General features: G+C 71.7%; 16 protein-coding genes. 5 read left to right on the plus strand and 11 right to left on the minus strand.

Annotated features, from left to right (window positions below; all coding sequences use genetic code 11):
* Positions 1-9: 9 nt before the first annotated feature.
* The 5 genes from ABGB14_RS33095 (at position 10) to ABGB14_RS33115 (ending at position 9,360) form a co-directional block, all read left to right on the plus strand.
* Positions 10-5,379 (plus strand): amino acid adenylation domain-containing protein, encoded by a 5,370-nt coding sequence (locus ABGB14_RS33095; protein ID WP_347647769.1) that lies wholly within the window; start codon positions 10-12, stop codon positions 5,377-5,379.
* A gap of 2 nt (positions 5,380-5,381) precedes the next feature.
* Complete coding sequence (locus tag ABGB14_RS33100; RefSeq protein WP_347647770.1) at positions 5,382-6,143, plus strand: AzlC family ABC transporter permease; 762 nt, start codon at positions 5,382-5,384, stop codon at positions 6,141-6,143.
* Entirely contained in the window at positions 6,140-6,460 is a 321-nt protein-coding gene (locus ABGB14_RS33105; RefSeq protein WP_347647771.1) for an AzlD domain-containing protein, read from the plus strand. Before ABGB14_RS33100 ends, ABGB14_RS33105 begins: the two co-directional genes overlap by 4 nt.
* 187 nt (positions 6,461-6,647) lie before the next feature.
* Positions 6,648-8,195, plus strand: coding sequence for an AbgT family transporter (locus ABGB14_RS33110; RefSeq protein ID WP_347647772.1), 1,548 nt, complete (start codon positions 6,648-6,650; stop codon positions 8,193-8,195).
* Between the two features lie 25 nt (positions 8,196-8,220).
* Complete coding sequence (locus ABGB14_RS33115) at positions 8,221-9,360, plus strand: M20 family metallopeptidase (RefSeq protein WP_347647773.1); 1,140 nt, start codon at positions 8,221-8,223, stop codon at positions 9,358-9,360.
* Positions 9,361-9,410: 50 nt separating this feature from the next.
* On the opposite strand, the gene ABGB14_RS33120 is transcribed toward ABGB14_RS33115, so the two are convergent.
* The 11 genes from ABGB14_RS33120 to ABGB14_RS33170 all read right to left on the minus strand — a co-directional run bounded on the left by ABGB14_RS33120 (position 9,411) and on the right by ABGB14_RS33170 (position 22,639).
* Entirely contained in the window at positions 9,411-10,229 is an 819-nt protein-coding gene (locus ABGB14_RS33120; protein WP_347647774.1) for a hypothetical protein, read from the minus strand.
* A gap of 33 nt (positions 10,230-10,262) precedes the next feature.
* Positions 10,263-12,251, minus strand: coding sequence for a serine/threonine-protein kinase (locus ABGB14_RS33125; protein ID WP_347647775.1), 1,989 nt, complete (start codon positions 12,249-12,251; stop codon positions 10,263-10,265).
* Positions 12,252-12,296: 45 nt separating this feature from the next.
* Positions 12,297-14,339 (minus strand): serine/threonine-protein kinase, encoded by a 2,043-nt coding sequence (locus ABGB14_RS33130; protein ID WP_347647776.1) that lies wholly within the window; start codon positions 14,337-14,339, stop codon positions 12,297-12,299.
* A gap of 76 nt (positions 14,340-14,415) precedes the next feature.
* Complete coding sequence (locus tag ABGB14_RS33135) at positions 14,416-15,579, minus strand: MFS transporter (protein WP_347647777.1); 1,164 nt, start codon at positions 15,577-15,579, stop codon at positions 14,416-14,418.
* Positions 15,576-16,628 carry a 4-oxalomesaconate tautomerase gene (locus tag ABGB14_RS33140; protein ID WP_347647778.1) on the minus strand — a complete coding sequence of 351 codons (1,053 nt, stop codon included), beginning with the start codon at positions 16,626-16,628 and terminating at the stop codon, positions 15,576-15,578. Before ABGB14_RS33140 ends, ABGB14_RS33135 begins: the two co-directional genes overlap by 4 nt.
* Positions 16,622-17,263: a GntR family transcriptional regulator gene (locus tag ABGB14_RS33145; protein ID WP_347647779.1), complete on the minus strand. Its 642-nt coding sequence runs from the start codon at positions 17,261-17,263 to the stop codon at positions 16,622-16,624. The genes ABGB14_RS33140 and ABGB14_RS33145 overlap by 7 nt, the downstream gene beginning before the upstream one ends.
* Before the next feature lie 88 nt (positions 17,264-17,351).
* Positions 17,352-18,449, minus strand: coding sequence for an ABC transporter substrate-binding protein (locus ABGB14_RS33150; RefSeq protein WP_347647780.1), 1,098 nt, complete (start codon positions 18,447-18,449; stop codon positions 17,352-17,354).
* A gap of 23 nt (positions 18,450-18,472) precedes the next feature.
* Positions 18,473-20,227, minus strand: coding sequence for an iron ABC transporter permease (locus ABGB14_RS33155; protein ID WP_347647781.1), 1,755 nt, complete (start codon positions 20,225-20,227; stop codon positions 18,473-18,475).
* A complete protein-coding gene (locus ABGB14_RS33160) occupies positions 20,227-21,306 on the minus strand; it encodes an ABC transporter ATP-binding protein (protein ID WP_347647782.1) in 1,080 nt (359 codons plus the stop codon). The genes ABGB14_RS33155 and ABGB14_RS33160 overlap by 1 nt, the downstream gene beginning before the upstream one ends.
* Positions 21,303-21,941 (minus strand): 4-carboxy-4-hydroxy-2-oxoadipate aldolase/oxaloacetate decarboxylase, encoded by a 639-nt coding sequence (locus ABGB14_RS33165; RefSeq protein ID WP_347647783.1) that lies wholly within the window; start codon positions 21,939-21,941, stop codon positions 21,303-21,305. Before ABGB14_RS33165 ends, ABGB14_RS33160 begins: the two co-directional genes overlap by 4 nt.
* Positions 21,938-22,639, minus strand: coding sequence for a PIG-L deacetylase family protein (locus ABGB14_RS33170; protein ID WP_347647784.1), 702 nt, complete (start codon positions 22,637-22,639; stop codon positions 21,938-21,940). Before ABGB14_RS33170 ends, ABGB14_RS33165 begins: the two co-directional genes overlap by 4 nt.
* Positions 22,640-22,681: the final 42 nt, after the last annotated feature.

Genomic DNA, 22,681 nt, shown 5'->3' on the forward strand with positions numbered 1-22,681 from the left:
AGGGAGCACATGCAATCCATCGAGAGCCTGGGCAGGCTCAAGGTCGCCGCCGCGCAACGTCCCCGCGAGGGCGCGTTCTGGCGTGCGGAGCTGGCGGCCCTGCCCGAACGCGCCGGCTTCCCCGCCGACCGCGGTTCGCCTGACGCCGGTTCCTCCGGCGGTCAGGACTCGTCCGACGCCGGTTCCGCCGGCGGTCGGGGCTCGGCCGGTGTCGCCGTCGCCGCCCGCGAGCTCGACCCGTCCCTGGCGGGCCGGCTGCTCAAGCTGGCCAGGGGCCGGGACGCCGCCCTGCACGCCCTGCTGGTCGCCGCGGCCGGCGCGCTGCTCCAGCGGCACACGGGTGAGGACGAGGTCGTCCTCGCCGTGCCCGCCCTCCCGGTCGCGGGCGGCCCCCCGCCGCTGGCCGCCACGCTGCCGCTGCGCCTGCCGATCGGGCGCGACCGTACGCTGCGCAGCCTGCTCGGCGAGGTGGCGAGCCGGTTGCGGGCGGCGGCCGAGCACCAGGACTACCCGATCGAGCTGCTCGCCCGCTCGTCCGGCGCCGCGCCGCACGGCGGCGACGACCCCTTCGCCGAAGTGCTCGTCGACGCGGTGCACGACTCGACGAACGGCACGACAACCGCGACAGGCGATCCGGCGAACGCCCCCATGAACGGCTCGGCGGACGGCCCCGCGGACGGACCGGCGGACGGACCGGCGGACGGACCGGCGGACGGCGGGGGGTTCTCCGGGTTTCCTGTGGTGTTCTCCTTCGCTCGCCGGGCCGAGGGCCTGACCTTGCGGTTGCGGTACCGGCCCGCCACCCACGCCCCCGGCACCGCGCGGCGCCTGCTCACCCACTGCATGCTCCTGCTCGACCAGGCCAGCGCCCACCCGGACGCCGAGCTGGGCGCCCTGGACCTGCGTTCCGTCGCCGACCGCGCGCTGAGCGCCGGTGCGAACGCCACGCGAACGTCCTTCGACGGCCCGGCCCGGCTGGACGAGTTGTTCGACCGGCGGGTGGCGGCGACCCCGGACGCCGTCGCCCTGGTGGGGGACGGTTTCCGCCTCACCTACGCCGAGCTGGGCTCCCGGGTCAACCGCCTGGCGCACACGCTGCGCGCCCGCGGCGTCGGCCGGGACGACCTGGTGGCGGTGCTGGCCGACCGGTCGCCGGAGATGTTCACGGCCATCCATGCCGTGGTGCGGGCGGGCGGCGCCTACCTTCCGATCGACCCGGGCAACCCGCGGGAACGCATCGCGTACCTGCTGCGGGACAGCGGCGCGCGCCTGGTGCTGACCCAGCCCCACCTCGCCGGGACAGTGGCGGGCGCGGGGGCGGTGACCCTGGACATCACGGACGAGGCCGCGTACGCGCCGGACACGAGCCCGCCGCCCGTTGTCGGGGACGCCGGCGACCTGGCGTACGTCATCTACACGTCGGGGTCGACCGGCGAGCCGAAGGGCGTGCAGATCGAGCACCGCGCGGCCGTCAACCGGATCGCCTGGATGCAGCGGGCGTACCCGGTCGACGCCGCCGACGTGATCATGCAGAAGACGCCCACGTCGTTCGACGTCTCGGTGTGGGAGCTGTTCTGGGGCGTGCTCGCGGGCGCCGCCGTGTGCCTGCCGGCGCCCGGCGCGGAACGCGACCCCGAGGCGCTGGTCGCGGCCGTCCGGCGGCACCGCGTCACCACGATGCACTTCGTGCCGCCGATGCTCGGCGCGTTCCTCGACTTCGTGTCCGGCGCGCAGGAGAGCCCCGACCCGCTGCGCCAGGTGTTCGCCAGCGGCGAGGCGCTGGCGCCGCACCACGTGCGGCGCTTCCGCGAGGTGATCCCGTCGGCCCGGCTGGTGAACCTTTACGGCCCCACCGAGGCCACCGTGGACGTCACCCACTACGCGTGCCGGGGAGACGAGACCCGGGTGCCGATCGGCTGGCCGGTCGCCAACACCCGCGTCCACGTGCTGGACGCCGGGCTGCGCCCGCAGCCGGTCGGCGTGCCGGGCGAGCTGTGCGTCGCCGGGGTGCAGCTGGCCCGGGGTTATCTCGGCAGGCCCGAGCTGACCGCCGAGCGGTTCACCGCCGCGCCGCACGCGGGCGAGGAGCGCGTCTACCGCACGGGGGACCGGGCGGTGCGGCTGCCCGACGGCTCCATCGAGTTCCTGGGCCGGATGGACCACCAGCTCAAGGTGCGCGGGCACCGCGTCGAGCCGGGCGAGATCGAGGAGCGGCTGCGGCGGCACCCGTCGGTGCGGGACGCCGTCGTCGTGGCGCGCGAGCCCGACGGCCTGCGCGGTTACGTGCTGTCGGCCGAGCCGATCCCGGAGGACGAGCTCAAGGAGCACCTGCGGCGGGCGCTGCCCGCGTACATGGTGCCCGCCCGGCTGGTCACGCTGGAGCGCTGGCCGCTCACGCCGAACGGCAAGCTGGACCGCCGCGCGCTGCCCGAGCCCGCGGAGAGCGCCGCGTACGAGGCGCCGCGCACGCCGAGGGAGGCCGGTCTGGCCCGCGTCTGGGCGGAGGTGCTGGGCATCGAGCGGGTCGGCGTGCACGACAACTTCTTCGCGCTCGGCGGCGACTCGATCCGCTTCGTCACCGTGCTGGCCAGGGCCCGCGCCATCGGCCTTGACTTCACGTTCCGGCAGCTCTTCGAGAACCCGACGGTGGCCCGCCTCGCCGAGGTCGCCGGTGAGGACGGCACGGGCGACGACGGCGGGGCGCCGCAGCCGTTCGAGCTGCTCAAGCCGGAGGACCGGGCCAAGATCCCGGGCGGGGTCGTGGACGCGTACCCGATGACGCAGCTCCAGGCCGGGCTCGTCTTCCAGAGCGAGCTGTCGCACGGCACCGTCGAATATCGCGACATCATCAGCTACACGATCCAGAGCGCGTTCGACGCCGAGCGGTTCGAGCAGGCGGTGCGCGTCCTCGCCGCCCGCCATCCGATCTTCCGCACCAGCTACCAGCTCACCGGGTACACCGAGTACCTGCAGCTCGTGCACGAGGACGCGCCGAGCCCGCTGTCGATCGCCGACCTGCGCGGCATGACCGAGCGGGAGCAGGAGGCGTGGTACCACGACTGGGTTGAGCGGGAGAAGGCGCACCGCTTCGTGTGGGCCGAGCCCGGCCTGGTGCGGCTGCACGTGCACGTGCTGGCCGACGACCTGTTCAGGTACACGCTCAGCCAGCACAACTCGGCGCTCGACGGCTGGAGCATCACGCTGGTGCACACCACGCTGTTCGAGGTGTACCACCGGCTCGCGGAGGGCCTGCCCCTGCCCGGCGCCCCGGCCGGCAACCACGTGCGCGACTACGTGGCGCTGGAACGGCGCTCGCTCGCGGACCCGGAGCACCGCGCGCACTGGGCGGAGGTGCTGGCCGGCGGCGCTTTCACCGAACTGCCGAGGACGAGGGAGCCGGCCGCGCCCGACGTGTTCCCCGTGGTGTTCCACGAGGTGGAACTGCCTGCCGGGTTGTCGGACCGGATCGTGGCGCTGGCCGCGAAGTTGTCGGTGCCGGTCAAGAACGTCGCGCTGGCCGCGCACGTGAAGGTGCTCTCGCTGATCAGCGGCGAGCGCGACGTCATCACGGGGTACGAGCACAGCGGCCGCCCGGAGACGGAGGGCGCCACCGAGGCGATCGGGTTGTTCCTCAACACCGTGCCGTTCCGCGCCCGCATGGAGACCGGCTCCTGGGCCGACCTGGTCCGCCAGGTCTACCGGTCGGAGGTGGAGCTGCTGCCGGCCCGGCGCTATCCGATGGCGCAGATGAAGCACGACCTGGAGACCCAGGACCCGCTGTTCGAGACGGCCTTCAACTTCACCCACTTCTACCTGCTCAGGCAGCTGGCGGAGCGCGACGGGTTCGCGCTGCTCGACGTGCGGGCCAACTCGGAGACCGAGTTCGTGCTGCGGGCCGAGTTCTCCCGGCACTTCGTCACCGACGAGGTACGCCTGAGCCTGCACTACCACGCCCACCTCTTCGAGCCCTGGCAGGTGGCCAGGATGGGCGCGTACTACCGGGCGGCCTTCGAGGCGATGACGGCCGATCCCGACGCCCCGCATCACCTCGCCGACCTGCTTCCCGCCGAGGAGAGCGCGGCCCTGGCCGCGGCCGAGGAGTCGGAGGACCTGCCCCCGGAGGTGGCGGGGCTCCTCCCCCGCCCGGCCCGCCTGCGGATCGCCGACGCGCACGGCCTGCGGGTGCCGTTCGCCACCCCGGGCAGGGCCGTGCTCGTCGCGGCCGGCGACGAGGGAGTCATGGTGGACACCGGGCTGCACGGCCGCCGCCTGCACGGCCGCGTGGAGCTCGTGCCCGAGCCGGAGCGCAGGACCTTCCGCCGCTCCGCCGGCCGCGGCTCCGCGCGCCCGGGCGTCCGCCCCGAAGGCGCCGTGCAGCAGCGCATCGCGAAGGCGTGGGCCACGGTGCTCGACGTGCCGGCGGAGTCCATCACGCTCGACAGCAACTTCTTCGAGCTGGGCGGCGGCTCGCTGTCGGCGATGCGGGTGGTCATGGAGATGGGCGGCCTGGTGACGCTCACCGACCTGATGCGCAACTCCACGCTGGGGCCGCTGTGCGCGGTGGCCCAGGCCAACCTCGACGCGGAGGCCGGGCTCGACGCGGAGCCCCGCCCCCGGCGCCTGCTCAGGTCCCTGACGGACGACCCGGACCGGGCCGCGTGCGCGCTGGTCTGCTTCCCGTACGCAGGTGGCGACGCCGCCAACTTCGAGCCGCTGGCCGCCGCGCTCGCGGAGAAGGACGGCCGCATCGCCGTCTACGGCGTCGACCTGCCGGGCCACGACGCGGGACGGCCCGGCGAGCCGTTCGTGCCCGTACGGGAGGCGGCCCGGCTGGTGGCGGACGAGATCCGCGCCGCCGTCGGCGTTCCCGTGCTGCTGTGGGGCCACTGCGTCGGCTCGGCGATCGCGGTCGAGACGGCACGCCTGATGGAGGCGGCCGGCGTCCCGCCGCGGCACGTCGTCGTGGCCGGCAAGCTGCTGCACGACGCCGGCACCACCCGCGAGTCCATCCGGCAGGCGGAGGCGATGGGCGACGACGAGGTCGTGGCCTGGCTGGCCGGCGTCACGGGGCTCACCGGGCTCGACGCGCTCGACCCCGGTCAGGCCGCCTTCGTGGCGGGCGTGTTCCGGCACGATTCCAGCGCCGCCAACACGTACCTGCTCGAACAGGAGGGGCCCCCGCTCGGCGTGCCGCTGACCGCGGTGTACGCCGCCGACGACCCGCTCACCCCCGGGTACGCCCGGCGCCACACGGAGTGGTCGCGCTTCGCGACCACGACCCGGATGGCCGAGATCGGCCCGGCCGGCCACTACTTCTGCCGCACCGCCCCCGACGCCGTGGCCGCCCTCGTGCGCACGCTATGGAAGGAAGAGCGCTGAGCATGTCCGCCACCGACCCACCCGAGGCGCCGCCCACCCCGCGCCAGGTGTTCCTGGCCGGGGCCAGGAGCACGATGCCCTTCCTCGCCTCCGCCATCCCGATGGGGATCGCGGGAGGTGTGCTGGGGTTGTCGAGCGGGCTGTCGGAGTTCGCCACCCTGGGGCTGGCCATGGCGGTGAACTCCGGCACCGCGCAGTTCGTCGGGTTCGCCCTGATCGCCGACGGCGCGAGCTGGCCGGCGATCATCCTGACCACGCTCATCCTGGGCCTGCGGATGTTGTTGTACAGCACCATCCTCATCCCGTACGTCAAGGAGGTCCCCCAGCGCTGGCGGATCGTGCTCGGCTTCGGGCTGATCGACGAGGTGTTCTTCGTGGCCATCGACCGCCTGCGCAACGGGCGGCTCACCCACCACAAGCACCTGTTCTTCCTCGGGGCGTCGGGGCTGCTGTACGTCACCTGGATGACGTGCACGGTGATCGGCATGTCGCTCGGGTCGGCCGTGCCCGACGTGGAGAAGCTCGGCCTCGACTTCCCGGTGACCGCCATGTTCATCGCCATGCTCGCGATCGGGCTGACGAACTGGCGGGTCGCGGCGGCCATCGGCTCGGCCGGCGTGACGGTGATGCTGGCGCAGGGCCTGCCGTACAACCTCGGGGTGGTGCTGGCCGCGATCGTCGGCGCCGGGGTCGGCGCGGGGTGCGAGCTGGCGACGCGGAAGAACCAGCCGAAGGCGAGCGAGCAGAAGGAGAACGTGGCATGAACATGCTGCTACTGATCATCGGCATGGGGTTGTGCAGCTTCCTGCCCCGCTATCTGCCGCTGGCGATCCTGGCCGGCCGGGAGCTGCCCGCGGTGGTGGAGACCCTCCTGAAGTACACGCCGCCGGCGGTGCTGGCCGCGCTGGTGTTCCCGGCCGTTCTGACGCCGTCAGGAAAGGGCTTCGAGCTGACCCTGGCCAATCCCTATCTGGTCGGCGGCGCGGTCACCTTCGTGGCGGGCATGGTCTCGAAAAGGTTCCTGCTCTCGACGTCGATCGGGATTGCTGCTTTCTATTTGAGTAGGTGGCTGATCGGTTGAAAGATGAACTGCCTTTACTGGATAATCCTGCACTCCATTTTTTGGAACGTTACATAACGCCTTTGACATGGCACGATGCCGTTGACGTTCACTGCGACGAATTGTCTCTGATAGAGTCAAGAAGGCGCTTCGGTACGGACGCTTACCGCTTGCGCATCCGTTACCTGTGCGGTTAATATCTGACTTCATGTCCACCCCCCTGACCGTGGAAAAAGAGTCGCGCATGATGAGCGCGACCCTGCGCGTTCTGAATGGAATTGAGCGCGCCGGAAACAAGCTCCCCCATCCGTTCTGGCTGTTCATCTTCCTGAGTGCCTTCCTCATGGCGCTCAGCTGGTTGCTGGCGACCTTGAACGTCTCGGCGGTCAACCCCGCCGACAACAAGACGGTCGTCGCCCAGAACCTGCTGTCCGCCGAGGGCGTCGCGGTGATGCTCGGCGACGCCATCGACAACTTCGCCACCTTCCCCGCGCTGGGCACGGTGCTCGCCGTCATGCTCGGCGTGGCCGTGGCCGACAAGTCGGGGCTGCTGGCGGCGGTGCTCAGGCGAGGCATCTCCCGCGTGCCCGCGCGGTGGGTCACCTTCGCCCTCGCCTTCACCGGCATGATCTCGCACGCGGCCGCCGACTCGGCGTACATCGTGCTGATCCCGCTGGGCGGCCTGGCCTTCTACGCGGTCGGCCGCAACCCGATCATCGGTGTGATCGTGGCGTACGTCTCGGTCGCGGCCGGCTTCGACGCCAGCCCCGTGGTCACCCCGACCGACGTCATCCTGGGCGGCATCACCACCGAGGCCGCGCACACCATCGACCCGAGCGTCACCGTCACGCCGCTCGCCAACTACTTCTTCTCGCTCGCCTCGTCGTTCGTGCTCGCCGCCATCATCACGCTGGTGACGGAGACCCTGCTCACCAAGCGGGCCAAGAGCATGCCGATCGACGACGACGCCGACGTCGGCGACCTGGGCGACCTCAAGCTGTCCGACGTGGAGCGGCGCGGCCTGCGCTGGTCCGGCATCTCGCTGCTGGTGATCGTCGCGCTGGTCGCGCTGGCCATCATCCCGTCCGGCTCGCCGCTGCGCGACGAGAACGGCGACCTCGACTTCGGCCCGCTGCTCGGTGCGATCGCCCTGCTGATCGGCGTCGCCTTCTGCGTCGTCGGCATCGTCTACGGGCGCATCGTCGGCACCATCAAGACGAGCAGCGACGTGCCCGAGTTCATGGCGCACGGCATGAAGGAGATGGCCCCGGTCATCGTGCTGTTCTTCGCCATCTCGCAGTTCCTGGCCTACTTCAAGTGGACCAACATCGGCACGATCGTGGCGATCAAGGGCGCCGACCTGCTCAAGGCGGCCGGCATCACCGGGCCCGTGGTGTTCATCGGCATCCTGCTCATCGTCACGATCATCAACCTGCTGATCACCAGCGGCTCCGCCCAGTGGGCGCTGGTCGGCCCGGTGTTCGTGCCGATGTTGATGCTCCTCGACATCCCGGCGGAGACCACCCAGGCGCTCTACCGGATCGCCGACTCCTGCACCAACGCGCTGTCGCCGATGAGCCCCTACTTCGTGCTGGTGCTCGGGTTCGTCCAGCGCTACCGCAAGTCGGCCGGCATCGGCACCCTGATGGCCCTCGTGCTGCCCCTGTGCCTGGTCATGCTCGTCACCTGGACGCTGCTGTTCCTGGCGTGGTGGGCCCTCGGCATCCCCCTCGGACCGGGCGTACCCGTCCGGTAATTCCCTCTAGATTAAGGATCCTTCAGTGACACCGGCTCCCATGTGGACCCACCAGGCCCTTCCCGCCATGCTCGGCGACCTGCGCAGGCTCGTCGAGCTGGAGAGCCCGAGCGACGACAAGGCACTGCTCGACCGGGCTCTCGACGAGATCGGCGACTGGGCCGCCGACCGCATCGGGAAGCCGGACCTGCTCCAGCGTCACAACGGCGGGCGCCACGGTGACGTGCTGGAGCTGACCTACCACGGCACGGCCCCCGGCTTCGTCCTGCTGGTCGGCCACTACGACACCGTCTGGCCGGCCGGCACCCTCGCCGGCTGGCCGTGGCGGGTCAGCGACGGCGTCATCAGCGCGCCCGGCGTCTTCGACATGAAAACCGGCCTGGTCCAGGCGGTGTGGGCGGTGCGAGGGCTGCGCGAGCTCGGCCTCCCCCACCCCTCGGTCCGGCTGCTGTTCAACGGCGACGAGGAGATCGGCAGCCCGGCCTCCCGCGAGCGGATCGAGAGGGCCAGCGAGGGCGCGCTGGCCACCCTGGTCTTCGAGGGCGCGATCGACGGGGCGGTGAAGACCTCCCGCAAGGGGGTGGGCATCTTCCAGGTGACCGCCACCGGCATCGAGGCGCACGCCGGGCTCGACCCCACGGCCGGCGCCAGCGCCGTGCACGCGCTGGCCGCGCTGATCCTCGACATCGCCGCACTCGGCGCGCCCGAGCGCGGCACCACGGTCAACGTCGGCGTCGTCAACGGCGGCACCGGCACCAACGTCACCGCCGGGCGCGCCACGTGCGGGATCGACGTGCGCGTCTCCCGTACCGACGAGATGGACCGCGTGGACGCCGCGCTCGTCGCGCTGCGCTCGCCCGACCCGCGCGTGTCCATCGCGTTGACCGGCGGCTGGAACCGCCCCCCGATGACCCCCAACCCGGCCTCGGAAGACCTGTTCGCCAGGGCCTGCAAAGCCGCCATCGAGCAGGGCCTCGACCTGCGCGAGGCGGGGGTCGGCGGCGCCAGCGACGCCAACTTCGTCTCCGCGCTCGGCCGCCCCGTGCTCGACGGGCTCGGCCCTGTGGGAGCGGGCTCCCACTCCCGCGGCGAGCACGCCATCGTCGAGCACATCCCGGAGCGCACCGCCCTCACCATGGGCATCATCACCGGCTACGCCGGCTAGGCGGGCGCAGCCGGACCGGCCGGGGCGGGCGCGGTGAGCGCCCGCCCCGGCTACGCGGGCGGAGCTCCCGTCGTGTCCGGCCCGTCGAGCAGGACGAGGTCGGACGGGCCGATCGTGGACGTGGCCAGCAGCTCCGTGATCAGGTTGTGGTTGAGCGTGTTGCCCAGCGGCGGCGGGATCTCCTCCTCCATGAGCCCCGGAACCTTGGTGCTGAGCCGCTTGCGCGTCTGGGTGACGATGTGGGCGGCGCGCTTGGCCGTCCAGCCCTGACCGGGGCGGATGCGGTTGAGCTCGTCGGCGACCTGAGCCCAGGTCAGCGGCTGCGGCCAGGGCTCGGGCCGCAGATAGCGCTGGCCGAGGCAGACCAGCACGAGGCGCTCGACCGAGCTCAGCTTCCACCCCGGCGGGTTGCGGGTCTCGGCGTCATGGCGGTCGTCCCGGCCCGGGCCCTCCCTGCCCATCACGATCCGGACCTCGAGCAGGTGTTCCTGCTCGGGGGCGACGATGAACAGCGGCGTGTGCGCCACCGGCAACCTCGTCCGGTGGCCGGTGAGCACCAGCCGCGCGCCCGGCAGGCGGATGGGCAGCCTGCCGAGGTTGTACAACATCCAGGCGGAGTCCTCGCGCGTGATGTATCCGTGCCGCCGGCTGACGTGCGGATCGTTCGGGCCGACGCAGACGTGGACGTCCGGCTCGCAACGCCCGAACACCACGTCGAACTCGGCATCCGGCGCGACGCGCATCCCTCCGTTGCTGCCCCGGACGAACAACGTGCCCGGCTGCGCCGGGGGAAGCCCTTCGGCGAAGTTTCCGAGCTCCTTCGGCAGGATGTCCACCTTGCTCTGCGGCCTGCGCACTGTCCACGCCATGCCGTCGATCCTCTCTCCATGCACCTGATGACGCTAGCCGCCGCCCTCCGGGAGGGGTCCCCGGGTCCTGGACGGGTTGACCGTGTAGTGGACGATCACGCCGGCCCCGTCGGGCACCTCCATGAGCCTGTCCACGAGCTTGCCGCCGAAGTCCACCACCCTGAGCTCGATCATGCTCGCGTTGTCCCGCTCCCAGCAGTAGAGATGCCTCTCGTCGTACCAGCCGATCACCGTGTCGCAGTCGGAGGAGAACGCGCGGACCTGCTTGCCGGTGGCGGACTCCCAGAGGCAGTGGTCGCCGTCGTGGCCGCTCGGGCAGTCGGTCACGAACGTCGCGCCCGAGGGGGAGAAGATCTGCGCGTCGTCGAACGGCGGCTCACCGACGTCCCGCACGTCGCGCGTGAGCTTGCCGGAAGGGTCGTAGACGCGTAACCCCTCGCCGTCGCCGTAGGCGCTGACCACGCTCTGCTCGCCGGGGCCCCAGACGAACTCGTGGTCTGCGATCGCCTTGTCGGCCACCTCGACCACGCTGACCGCGCTCCTCGCGAGGTCGGTGTGGTCCACCGTGAGAATGGCGAAGCCCACGGTGAGCCACTCCTCCCCGGCCTTCCTTGTGACGTTGAGCAGGATCTTCGTGCCGTCCTTCGACCAGGCCTGGATGGAGCCGCTCATCGGCTTGCGCACGGTCTTGACCCGGAAACTGGCCCCCGTGTCCCTGTTGGTGAGCAGGACCGAGCTGTAGTCGTCGTCGGTGTAGAGCTTGGGCCTCTCCGCGAGATACCGGCCGGTGGGGGAGACCAGCGACTTGTCGTTGTCGGGATATTTCTCGAACGTGCCCTCCAGCGACTGCCTGGCGTAGTCGACGTAGGTGTCGGACTTCTTGTCCTTGAGCTCGTACGCCGTCAGCCTGATCGGGTCGGCCGGGCTCTCGTAGAGGGTGATCCGGCCGCCTGGCGGCTTGGTCTCGACGGGTTCCGGCGTGCTCGCGTCCTGTGGCGTCGGCGATGTGACGGCCGCGGTCCGGGTGGTGAGCGGGTCGGGCTCGTAGACGGCCTTGCCCACGGCCACCCCGGCCGCCCCCGACACCAGGACGAGCGCGGTGACGGCGGCGGCCACGCCGGCGACGGGCCGGCGCGTGCGTTCCTGGCTCGCGGGCGGGCCGGCCTCCCCCGGCGGTTCCCAGGTCACCTCCCTGAGCGGGTCGCCGGCGGCCGGCGGTTTCCGCAGCAGCTGCATGATCACCTGCTGGGCAGTCGGGCGCTCCGCCGGATCCTTGGCCAGGCAGCGCTCGACCACCTCGCGCAGCGGCCCGTCCAGCACGCCGAGGTCGGGCGGGGCCTTGAGCACCCGGTCCGTCACCGCGTGCGGCCCGTCATGGCCGAACGGCGCCCGCCCGCAGGACGCGAAGACCATCGTGGCGCCCCAGGAGAACATGTCGGCCGCCGGCCCCACCGGCCGGCCCAGGATCTGCTCGGGACTCATGTACGCGGGAGTGCCGATCTGGGTGCTGCTGGTCATCTGCACCGGGTCCAGCGTGCGCGCGATGCCGAAGTCGATCACGCGCGGCCCGTCGCCGGCCATGATGACGTTGCCCGGCTTGAAGTCGCGGTGCACCACCTTGCCCTCGTGGATGGCGACCAGCGCGGCGGCGGTGCCGATGGCCAGCCGGTCCAGCGCGGCGCCGGCGCGGGGGCCCTCGTCCAGCACGATCCGCTCCAGGGAGGGACCCTCGACGTACTGGCTGACGATGTAGGGCCGGCCGTGCTCGACGCCCGTGCTGAGCACGACGGCGGTGCAGAAGGGCGCCACCTGCTGGGCGACCTGCGCCTCGCGCAGGAACCGCTGGACGCTCTCCTCGTCGTCCGCCTGGTCGCCGCGCAGCCATTTGACGGCCACGTGCGCACCCATGGGTGTTCTGGCGAGGTAGACGACGCCCTGCCCGCCCTCACCCAGCCTGCCGAGGAGCTCCAGGCCACCCAGGTCGGGGGGATCGCCGGGCACGAGCGATGTGAAGGATGGCATGGCGTCATTGTGTCGTGACGCTGGGGATCGCGGGCAAGGTCGCTGTCATGAGGAGGTGTTCGCCGCGTACCGGGGGGAGAGATCCACGTCCTTGGGGACGTCCAGCAGCCTGCGCACCAGCTTGCCGTCCAGGGTCACGACCTGGATCTCGTCGTTGGCGCCGTTGTCCTGCTCCCAGCAGAAGAGATGGTTCTCGTCGAACCAGCCGAGCACCTTGTCGCAGTCGGAGGAGAACGTACGGGCCTGCCTGCCGGTCGCGGTGTCCCAGAGGCAGTGGTCGCCGTCGGCCTCTCCGTCGCGGCAGTCGGTCACGAAGGTCTTGCCCGAGGGCGAGAACTGGAGCTCGGCTCCGGCCTCGAGCGCGCCCACGCCGGGCAGGTCGCGCGCGGGCCGGCCGGAGGCGTCGTAGAAGCGCAGCCCCTTGATCTTCTCGTGGAAGTAGATCACGCCCTCTCCCCGGGCGTCCCAGCCGAACTCGTCGTCGCCGAGCGTGGCGTCGTGCACGTCGACCACGTTCGCCTTGCTCCGGGCCAGGTCGGCCCGGTCCACGTCGATGATGGCGAAGCCGGTGGTGGCCCGGCCTTCCTTGCCCTGCGCGTCCTTGGTCGGCTTGCTCACGTTGAGCAGGATCTTCGAGCTGTCCGTCGACCAGGCCGTGATGGTGCTCTCCAGCGGATCGTGCACGGTCTTGACCCGGAAGCTGGCCCCTGCCTCGCCGTTGGTGATGAGCACGGAGTCGTAGCCGTCGGAGGTGTAGTCGGTCTGCCTGATCGCGTGGTAGCGGCCGTCAGGTGAGACCAGCGAGTCGAGGATGCCGGTGTACTTCCCGAACGTGCCCTGCCGCACCTTCCTGGCGTAATAGACGTCCTCGTCGGTCTTCTCGTTCTCGATGCTGTACGACATCAGCCTGATCGGGTCGCCGGGCCGCTCGAAGAGCTCGGCCCCGCCGGGCAGATCGGTGTCGACGGGCGCGGCCGTGGGGCTCGGCGCCGGGGTCGCCGCCTTCGACGGCGCGGGCGACGACGGCGAGGACGGCGAGGACGCAGTGGGCTGGGCCGCGCTGCCGTTCGGCGTCATCAGCCCGGTCGCCGCGACCCCCGCCACCGTGAGGAGCAGCGCCGTCGCCACGGCCGCGCCGACGACGACGGTCTTGCGCCGCAGCGCCCGCGCGGGCCGCTGGGGGACGGACGGCGGGGCGGCCGCCAGCGGGGTGGGCGGGGTGGCGGGCGCCGGCCCGCCGCTCTCGTCGACGTGCCCGGCGCTCGGCTGGGCCCCGGGCTCCGACCTGCGCAGCAGCCGCATCATGACGTGCTTGGCCGTCGGGCGCCGCGCCGGGTCCTTGGCCAGGCACTGCTCGGCCACCTCGCGCAGCGGCCCTTCGAGCGCGCCCAGGTCGGGCTGCTCGTAGAGCACCCGCTGCATCACCGTGTGCGTGCCGTCGGCGCCGAACGGCGCCCGCCCGCAGGACGCGAAGACCATCGTGGCGGCCCAGGAGAACATGTCGGCCGCCGGCCCGACCGCGCTGCCCCTGATCTGCTCGGGGCTCATGTACGCGGGCGTGCCGATCTGGGTGCTGCTGGTCATCTGCACCGGGTCGAGCGTGCGCGCGATGCCGAAGTCGATCACGCGCGGCCCGTCGCCGGCCATGATGACGTTGCCCGGCTTGAAGTCGCGGTGCACGACCTGGCCCTCGTGGATGGCGGCCAGCGCCGTGGCGGTGCCGATGGCCAGCCGGTCGAGCGCGGGGCCCACGCGGGGGCCATCCTGGCGGACGACCCGGTCCAGCGAGGGCCCCTCGACGTATTCGCTCATGATGTACGGCCGGCCGTGCTCGACGCCCGTGCTGAGCACGTCGGCGGTGCAGAACGACGCCACCCGCTGGGCGACCTGCGCCTCGCGCAGGAACCGTTCGACGCTCTCCTCGTCGCCCGACTGGTCCGGGCGCAGCCATTTGACGGCCACGTACGCATCCATCGGCGTCCTGGCCAGGTAGACGACACCTTGTCCGCCCTCGCCCAGCCTGCCGAGAAGGTCGAGGCCTCCCAGACGCTCCGGGTCGCCGGGAATCAGCGGCATGAAGGATGGCATGCAGTGATTGTGTCCCTACGCAGGGGATCAGCAGAACCGTACTCGGGAGGACGTTATTGAATCGCCTTCCCCGATCTCAGTCGTCGGGGACCGCCGTGGCCGACCACGCCGCGACCCCCAGGGCCGCGCCGGTCAGCACCAGCACGCCCGCGACGCCGCTCACCGCGGCGGCCGCCCCGGACACCGCCGGGATCAGGGTCTGGGCCAGCCGGTTGCCCGCGATCCGCAGGGACAGCACCGTCCCCTGGGTGCCGGACGGCGTCAGCCGGGTCACCCAGACCATCGTCATAGGCTGGCCGAGACCCGAGGCGAAGCCGTACACGGCGGTGAGGCCGATGAGGACGCCGACGGGCACGGGAAGGGGCAGGCCGCACAGCGCGAGCGCCGACACCGCGCAGGCCGCCACGGTGAGCTTCCTGCGCCCGAGCATCCGCACGAGGGAACCCAGGTTGATGCGCGAGGCCATCGTCATGAGGGAGCGGGCGGCGAGCATCGCTGTCACCCAGCCGGGGGCGATGCCCCTGCTGTGCGCGAGGGCGGGCAGGTACGCCAGCGTCACGTCGATCGACGCCAGGATCAGCCCGCTGACCAGCAGCGCCCGGTACATGCCCGGGATGGCGAGCAGCCGCCGTGCCGGCCAGCGGCCCCCGGAGGCGGGCTTCGGCGCGGCGCGGTGATGGCTGCCGAACCCGAACGAGGCCGCCAGGGTCACCAGGCTCGCCACCCCGCACGCGGCGGCGATCGGCTCCAGCGGCGGCGAGAGGCTGCCCGGCGCCGGCGGCATCAGCAGGAGCAGCGGCCCGACGCCCTGCCCCAGGGACGTGATGAACGTGTAGACCCCGAAGACGGTGTCCATGCCGCGCCGCCGCGCCTGGCCGGTCACCGCCGACTGCTCGGCGACCATCGAGAAGATGATGCCGATGCCGAGCAGGGCGGTGGCGGCGATCAGCAGCGCGAGGTGCTCGGAGGCGACGAGGGCGATCGCCGAGGCGCCGGTCAGCGCGGCCCCGCCGATCACCATGCTCGGCCGCTCCCCCACCCGGTCGACGAGGCGGCCCGTGGCCACCGCCAGGATCAGCGGGGGGAGCGCGAACATCATCGCGAGCACGGCCAGCCAGACCGACCCGTACCCGAGCTCGATCACCGCGTACGACAACGACGGCCGCAGCCCGTAGCTGACGACCTGGACCAGGATCGCGTGGACCACGAGCAGCGGCCAGAAGGCCCGGCCCGCGGTCACCGCGGGTAGGCGATGCCGTCGATGAGCTTTCGCGCGGTGCGCACCACTCCGGTCCTGGTCACGTCGTGCCCGTCCAGCGCGACCTCGACGTCGAGGTAGCCCGTCGGGTGTTCCACCCGCACCCGCGGGCCGCCGGAGAGCTCGGCGATGCCGTCGACCGCGCTGCCCGGCAGCCGCAGCGCCGCCGCCACGCTCGCCGCGCCCAGCACGCCGATCGAGGTGTGGCACCGGTGCGGGATGAAGGTCCTGGTGCCGCACGCGCCGCCGGCCCGCGGCGGGGAGACCATGGTCAGTTTGGGCACCGTGGTGTCGCTGACGTCGCCGAGCCCCATCCGGCGGCCCGCCTCCAGGCGGAGCGCCTCCAGGCGGCGGCGCAGCGACGCGTCGTTCTCCAGTTCCTCGGGGCTCTCCACGCCGGTGACGCCCAGCTGGGCCGCGGGCATCACCACGACCGGCATGCCGTTGTCCACGCAGGTGACGCCGACGCCGTCGATGATCTCGCTGACCTGTCCTGTGGGCAGCAGCGAGCCGCACGTCGAGCCGGCCGTGCCCTGGAAGTCGAGGACGACGGGCGCGGCCGTGCCGGGCACCCCGGCGATCTCGACGTCGCCGTCGTAGGTGACCTCGCCGCCGGGCGTGCGCACCGTCGCGGTCACGGCGCCGCCGGTGTTCGCCATCGCGATGCGTACGGACGTGGTGTCCCGCCCCGCCGCGACGAGGCCGCGCTCGATGGCGAACGGCCCCACGCCCGCGAGGATGTTGCCGCAGTTCTGCTGGTCCGACACCAGCGCCTGGTCGACGAAGACCTGGAGGAACAGGTAGTCGACCGACCCGTCGTCCCCGGGGGACACCACGGCCACCTTGCTGGTGAGCGGGTGGGCGCCGCCGAGGCCGTCGATCTGCCGGTCGTCCGGCGAGCCCATGATCCGCAGCAGCAGCTCGTCGCGCTCCCCTGGGTCGCCCGGCAGGTCGTCCGCGAGGAAGTACAGCCCTTTCGACGTGCCCCCGCGCATGATCATGCAGGGGATGCCGGAATGTCCGGTCACCATGGGTCTCCGTTCTCCGTGGCGGGCCGGGTCTTCTCCAGGGCCTCGATGACGCTGCGCAGGTGAGCGCGCATGGCGGCCTCCGCCCGGCCTTCGTCGCGGGCGCAGATGGCCTCGATGATCTCCAGGTGCTGCGGCAGCGACACGGCCGCGCGGCCCGACTGGAGCGCGAGCCGCACCTGGTAGCGGGTCAGGTTGCCGCGGATGCGCTCGATGATGTCGCCGGCCGCCGACTGGTCGCTGATCGTCCTGATGAACGCGTGCAGTTCCTTGTTGCAGTTGGAGTATTCGATGAGGTCGCCGGACGCCTCGTACTGCCGCATCCGCTCCCCGATGGAGCGCAGCTGGGCGGCCTGGCCGTCGGTGACCCTGGCGGCCGCCTTGGCCGCGCAGAGCCCTTCGACGACCATGCGGATCTCGGTGAACTCGATGGCCTCCGCGAGGGTGATCGCCCGGACCCGCGCGCCCCGGTTCGGGATCCGCTCCACCAGGCCCTCGCTCACCAGGTCGGCCAGCGCGTTGCGCACGTGCGACCTGGATGCGCCGAGCTGGGCGCAGAGATCCACCTCGATGAGCCGCTGATTCGGCGCCAGGTCCCCCGCGAAGATGGCTTCACGAATCCGGTCCACTACTTTCATTGGTCGGACGTCCCCGATCCTGACTCACTTGATCATTTCGCCCGGCGGGACCGCCCGCCGGGACTGCCAGAGGATGGCCACCGGTTCGTCAGCCGGTGTAGCCGAAGATCTGCCGCCACCGCTTCGCGTCCTCCTCGACGTGCTTCAGCGAGGTCTCGGCGTCCGTCCGGTAGAGCCAGCCGGAGTCGGCGGCGGGGAAGGTCTGGTCGCCGACCTTCGGGGTGCCGACGTCCGCGCGCACCGGATAGTCGCCCTGCTGCACGGCGATCTTCTGGGCGTCCTTGGACAGCAGCCAGGCGGAGAAGACCTTGGCGGCGTTCGGCGACGGCGCCTGCGCGCCCACGCCCGCGTAGAACGGGTAGCCGGCCGCGCCCTCCTCCGGGACGGCGATCGTGAGCGGCGCCCCGTCGGCGATGGCCCCGACCCCCGTCGCCACCGGCATCGTCGACACGGACACCTCGCCGCGCGTCAGCGCGTCGGTCTGCCCCGCGGACGAGTCGAAGATCCGCGGCTTGTTGGCGGCGTACTTCTTCAGGAAGTCGTCGCCGATCTCGTCGATCTGGAACCGGGTGAGCGCGGCGGTGCTGCCGCCGGCTCCGACCTGGACGATCCCGAGCTTGCCCCGCCACTTCGGGTCCAGCAGGTCCGCCCAGTTCTTCGGCTCCTGGCCCTTGGGGACGACGGCGTTGTTGAACGCGAACGAGTAGACCCGGTCGAAGCTGGAGAAGTAGAGCCCGTCGTCCTTGATCGCGTCACCCGCCGCGGTCTTCACCGCGGCCTGCAGCGGGGTCTTCTGGAACGTTCCGGCCTTGGCGAGGGAGACGATGATGTCCTCCCCCGAGATGCGGATCACGTCGGCGCCGAGTTTCTTGGCTCCGACCTCCGAGAGCACGCGCTCGGCGAGCTTGTTCGGGGCCAGCCGGATGGTCTCGACCTCGATCCCGGTCGCCTCCGTGAAGGCGTCGGTGACGGCCTTCTCCGAGTGCTCGCTGCCGCCGGTGTAGAAGACCAGGGAGCCTTCCTCCTTGGCGGCCGAGAACAGCTGCTCGTCGGCGATCAGCTCGCCGCCGACCTCCAGCTTCGAGGCCTCGCCGGCGCCGCCGGCGGACCCGCCGCATCCGGCCAGCGCCAGGACCGCGGCGACGGCTGTCGCGAGGGCTCTGCGACCCGTACGGCCAGCTTTCATGACGTCTCCCTACGAAAGTTGAGCTATCTCTGCTCGCTGGCGCCGAAACGCCTGGACAAGATGGACAGGGCGAGGATCACCAGGCAGTAGAGCAGGCTGGTGGCGGCCGCCCGCTGCAGGATCCCGTTGTCGAAGTCGTCGAAGATCACGATCGACAACAACCGCGTGTCCGACGTGAAGAGGAACAACGGCACCGTCAGCTCGCGCATCGACAACATGAGCAACAGCAGGAAGGTCGAGGTGAGACCGACCCGCAGCAGCGGCGCCGTGATGGTGGCGATCGCCCGGGTGCGGGAGGCGCCGTGCATCACGGCCGAGTCCTCCAGGTCGCGGTCGACCTGGCCGATCGACGAGGCGACCCCGCGGAACCCCTGCGGCATCTGCGCCGCGACGAACGCGATCACCATGACGGCGAGCGTCCCGTACACCGGGATCGGCATGATCAGCCACGTCCACAGCAGGCCCAGGCCGAGCACGATCGCCGGGATCGCCAGGGGCAACATGGACACGTACTCCAGCGGCTGGCGGCCCGGCAGCTTGGTGCGCTGCACCACGTACGCCACCGCGAACGCCAGGAGGGTGCCGAGCAGCGCCGCCGCGACCGACACCACGACGCTGTTGACCGTGGCCCGCTGGGCGATGCTGGAGTCGAGCACGTCGGTGAAGGCCTCGACGGTGAACGCGTCCGGCTTGCCGAACGCCCCGAGCACCGTGCCGATGTACGGCGAGTCGTGCAGCGCCACGAACAGCAGCGCGAGCACGGGAAGCACGGTCGACAGGACGAAGTAGCCGAGACCGGCCAGCAGCGCGGGCAGCCGCCAGCCGCCGAGGTCGATCCGGCGCGGCTTCATGCCCTTGCCCGAGACGGTGGTGAAGGTGCGCCTGGCCAGCATCCGCCGCTGCAGCGCGGTGACGACCAGCACGACGACGACCAGGGCGATCGCCACCGCGGCCGCCTCGTTGCCGCGCGACGGCGTCGAGTTCATCAGCCGGTAGATGTACGTGGGCAGCGTCTCCACGCCGGCGGCCCCGCCGATGATCTGCGACACCGGGAAGTTCTCGATGGTGAGCACGAAGATCAGCACGGCCGCGCCGAGGAACGCCGGGGTGACCAGCGGCAGGGTGACCCGGCGCAACACCTGGCCGAACGGCGCGCCGTGCACGTTGGCGGCCTCCTCCAGGTCGGGGTTCATCAGGCTCAGCGCCCCGTGGATCAGCAGGAACGCGTACGGCGCGTAGTAGAGCGCGAGCACCACCATCAGGCCGGCGATGTTGTTGATGTCGACGAACCCGGGCAGCCCGAGATCCCGCAGCGTGATGTTGGCCAGCCCGGCGTTCTCGCTGCCCAGCACCGACCACGCCAGCGCGCCCACGTAGGACGGCAGCAACATCGGCAGCAGGCCCACCAGGTAGAGGAATCCGCGCGCGTACACGTTGGTGCGGGCGGTGACGAAGGCCAGGAAACCGCCGATGAGCAGGGCCAGCGCGGAGGCTCCGAGGCCCACGGCGAGCGAGTTGAGCGCCGCCTTGAAGGAGCCCGCGCTCGCCACGTTGACGAAGTTGTCGAGGGTCAGCCCGCTCAGGTCGAAGTTGCCGGGCCGTGGGGTGTCCGACGCGAACGCCGACAACACGACCAGCCCCACGGGCGCGAGGATCAGCAGGGCGAGCAGCGCGAACAGCACCGCGGGCAGCGACAGCTCCCGCAGCAGGCGGCGGGCGCGTCCCGGCAGCCCCGCCGGCCGGTTCCGTACGGGCCTCTCGGCGGTCTGTGACGTCATCACGCGGCCACTTCCGCGGGCAGCACCCGCATCGCGCGGGCCGGCAGCGACACGGTGACGGCGTCGTTCATGCCGAACGGCGGCCCGGCGGACTTCATCTGGACGGCGTCCAGCTCCAGCCCGTCGCCGACCCGGACGCGGTAGGCGACGGTGGAGCCCTGGAACGCGAAGCTGACGATCGTGCCCGGCAGCGCGTTGACGTCACCGGCGCCGCCCGCGGCGAGCAGGACGTCCTCGGCCCGGACGCAGAGCCGCAGGGTTCCGGCCGCCTCGTACGGCTCGACCTTCAGCTTCTGCCCGGTCGCCGTCAGCTGGACGCAGGTGGCGTCCTGCGGGGTGACGGGGATGACGTTGTCGACCCCGAGGAACTCCGCGATGGAGGCGCTCTTCGGGTTGGCGTAGATCTCGTGCGGCTCGCCGATCTGCACGATCTTGCCCGACTGCATGAGGGCGATCCGGTCGGCCAGGGCCAGCGCCTCGTCCTGGTCGTGCGTGACGTACAACGAGGTCAGTCTGAGCCGCAACTGCAGCTCGCGCAGCTCCATCCGGAGCCGGTGGCGCAGCCGGGCGTCCAGGTTGGACAGCGGCTCGTCGAGCAGCAGCACCGACGGCTGCATGGCGAGGCTGCGGGCCAGGGCGACCCGCTGCATCTGGCCGCCGGACAGCAGGCTGGCCCCGCGCTCGGCGAGGTGGTCGAGGCCGACGAGTTCGAGCGTCTCGTGGACGGCCTGGTCGATCTCCGCCTTCTTCCTGCCTTTCATCTTGAGCGGGAAGGCCACGTTCTCGAAGACGGTCATGTGCGGCCAGATGGCGTACGACTGGAACACCATGCCGACGTTGCGCTTGTTCGGCGCGCGGTTGATGCCCCTGCCGCTGTCGAAGACCGTCTGGTCGCCGATGGTGATGACGGCCGACGCCGGCGTCTCCAGGCCCGCGATGCAGCGCATGGTGCTGGTCTTCCCGCAGCCCGACTGGCCGAGGAGGACAAGGGACTCCCCCTCGTTCACCGTCAGGTCGAGGTCGGACACCGCGACCGCGTCGCCGTACTTCAGGGTGAGCCCGTGGACGTCGACCTTCATGGGGAGCCCTTCTCGTCGGCCGCGCGGAAGCCGTGCAGGTCGTAGGAGAGCCCGCCCGCGAGGTACTGCTCGCGCGCCTTGGCCTCCTTCGCCTCGCGGGCCTGGCCGGCCGCCACCACGTCGTCGATCCGCTCGGCGGCGACGACGGCCACGCCGTCGCCGTCCATGAGCACGGCGTCTCCCGGGCGGATCAGCGTGCCGCCGACGACGGCGGGCCGGTCGATCGCGCCGCGGTGCGCCTTGGCCGCGCCGCGCACCCGGATCCACCGGGCCCAGATCGGCAGGCCGAGCTCGCGCAGCGTGTCCGCGTCGCGCACCGAGGCGTTGATCAGCAGGCCCGCCGCGCCCTGGGCCTTGAACTGGGTGGCGAGCAGGTCTCCGACCACCGCCACGGGCACCGGGTTGTCCATCGTGAGCACGACGACGTCGCCGGGACGGGTGCGGGCGGCGGCCTCGTGCACGGCGCGGTTGTCGGCCGGGCCGCACACCGCGATCCGCGCGGGGCCCGCGACGGCGGTGCCGGGAATCAGCTGGACGAAGTCCTCGTCGACCAGGCCCTGGCGGCCGGACGCCTCGTACACGGTCGCCACGCCGAGGCGGGCCAGCTCGTCGAACCTGTCGTCGCGCCCGCTCACAGCGCCCCCACCACGTTCGGGACGATCCGCTGGAACGCCTCCGCGTGCCGGATCGCCTTGTCGCCGGTGACCTTGCGGGCGTGGTTGGCCCGGTGCCCGGCGCGTTCGGTGTAGTACTGCTTCAGGTACGCCTGCGCGCTCATCGCGTCCATGGCCTTGGCCTTCGCCTCGAACACCTCGGTGATGTCCACGAACACCGTGGGGACGAACCCGCACAGGTCCGGCTGGTGCGGCTCGAACACCAGGAACTCCGACGGCGGCGCGGTGCGGAACCCCGCCTCGACGACCGCGCCGGAGGTGAGCAGCCGGGCCTGCGAGACCACCTGGTAGGCCACGGGGTGGTCGGGGTTGAACGGGTCCTTCTCCGGGTGGGTGAGGACGACGTGGGGGGCGTAGTCGCGCATCAGCTCGGCGAGCCTGTCGATGGCCTCGCCGCCCGCGCGCAGCGGGTAGTCGCCCAGGTCGAAGCACTCGTAGCTCGCGCCGACGGCCTGCGCCGCCTCGGTGGCCTCGGCGTGCCGGATCCGCTTGACGTTCTCGACGGTCTGGCCGGGCTCCTTCCATAGCTCGCCGGACTCGCCGCGCTCCCCGTACGAGAGCGTCACCACGCGGGCTTCGCCGCCGGCCAGGGTGTGCTTGGCGATGGCGCCCGCGGCGCGCCAGACGAAGTCCGCGCTGTGCGCTCCGACGACCAGCATTCTTCGTACGGTCATGTCTTGGACAGCCCTTTCGTGGTGGAG

The organism is Nonomuraea sp. B10E15 (assembly GCF_039871615.1).
Classification (GTDB): Bacteria; Actinomycetota; Actinomycetes; order Streptosporangiales; family Streptosporangiaceae; genus Nonomuraea.

What these genes read in the sequence shown, in the direction of transcription:
- ABGB14_RS33105 (WP_347647771.1), top strand. Translation starts at nt 6,140, where the DNA reads ATGAACATGCTGCTACTGATCATCGGCATGGGGTTGTGCAGCTTCCTG.
- ABGB14_RS33100 (WP_347647770.1), top strand. Translation starts at nt 5,382, where the DNA reads ATGTCCGCCACCGACCCACCCGAGGCGCCGCCCACCCCGCGCCAGGTG.
- ABGB14_RS33130 (WP_347647776.1), bottom strand. Translation starts at nt 14,339, where the DNA reads ATGCCATCCTTCATGCCGCTGATTCCCGGCGACCCGGAGCGTCTGGGA.
- ABGB14_RS33150 (WP_347647780.1), bottom strand. Translation starts at nt 18,449, where the DNA reads ATGAAAGCTGGCCGTACGGGTCGCAGAGCCCTCGCGACAGCCGTCGCC.
- ABGB14_RS33125 (WP_347647775.1), bottom strand. Translation starts at nt 12,251, where the DNA reads ATGCCATCCTTCACATCGCTCGTGCCCGGCGATCCCCCCGACCTGGGT.
- ABGB14_RS33095 (WP_347647769.1), top strand. Translation starts at nt 10, where the DNA reads ATGCAATCCATCGAGAGCCTGGGCAGGCTCAAGGTCGCCGCCGCGCAA.
- ABGB14_RS33120 (WP_347647774.1), bottom strand. Translation starts at nt 10,229, where the DNA reads ATGGCGTGGACAGTGCGCAGGCCGCAGAGCAAGGTGGACATCCTGCCG.
- ABGB14_RS33160 (WP_347647782.1), bottom strand. Translation starts at nt 21,306, where the DNA reads ATGAAGGTCGACGTCCACGGGCTCACCCTGAAGTACGGCGACGCGGTC.
- ABGB14_RS33140 (WP_347647778.1), bottom strand. Translation starts at nt 16,628, where the DNA reads ATGGTGACCGGACATTCCGGCATCCCCTGCATGATCATGCGCGGGGGC.
- ABGB14_RS33170 (WP_347647784.1), bottom strand. Translation starts at nt 22,639, where the DNA reads ATGCTGGTCGTCGGAGCGCACAGCGCGGACTTCGTCTGGCGCGCCGCG.
- ABGB14_RS33155 (WP_347647781.1), bottom strand. Translation starts at nt 20,227, where the DNA reads ATGACGTCACAGACCGCCGAGAGGCCCGTACGGAACCGGCCGGCGGGG.
- ABGB14_RS33110 (WP_347647772.1), top strand. Translation starts at nt 6,648, where the DNA reads ATGTCCACCCCCCTGACCGTGGAAAAAGAGTCGCGCATGATGAGCGCG.
- ABGB14_RS33145 (WP_347647779.1), bottom strand. Translation starts at nt 17,263, where the DNA reads ATGAAAGTAGTGGACCGGATTCGTGAAGCCATCTTCGCGGGGGACCTG.